This is a genomic window from Vibrio sp. 1580, from assembly GCF_033340055.1.
Map to the genome: position 1 here is coordinate 1 of NZ_JAWOVT010000402.1, position 626 is coordinate 626.

At 48.6% G+C, this 626-nt stretch carries 1 pseudogene; it reads left to right on the forward strand.

The window, feature by feature from the left end:
* Positions 1-626, forward strand: a pseudogene (locus R7093_RS26260) (cryptochrome/photolyase family protein); the annotation flags it as partial.

Genomic DNA, 626 nt, shown 5'->3' on the forward strand with positions numbered 1-626 from the left:
ATATTGCACAGGTAGAAGGATTCATTCGTCAGATCTTAGGTTGGCGGGAATTCATTCGGGGTGTGTACTGGGCGAATATGCCGCAGTATCCGCAGAAAAATGAGCTCGAAGCATCACGTGATTTACCCGACTACTTTTGGACAGGAAAAACCAAGATGGCTTGTATGCGCAATGCAATAGGCCAGTCTCTCGATTATGCCTACGCCCATCACATTCAGCGTTTGATGGTGACGGGCAACTTTTGTTTGCTCACCGAGATGAATCCTGACCAAGTAGATGCTTGGTATCTCGGCATTTATGTCGATGCGATTGAGTGGGTAGAAATGCCCAATACACGCGGTATGGCATTGTTCGCCGATGGTGGCATTGTTGGCACCAAGCCTTATGCCGCAAGCGGGTCGTACATCAACAAAATGAGCGACTACTGTAAAGGTTGCCATTATGACAACAAGGCGCGCAGTGGTGAAGGCTCTTGTCCGTTTAATAGTCTTTATTGGCGATTTATGGACAAGCATGAAAAGCGACTCGCTACCAATCCACGCATCGGCATGATTTTCCGGTCTTGGGACAATATGGAAGCTTCGCAGCGCCAAGCGATTCTTGAGACGGCTGAACGCTATATCGCG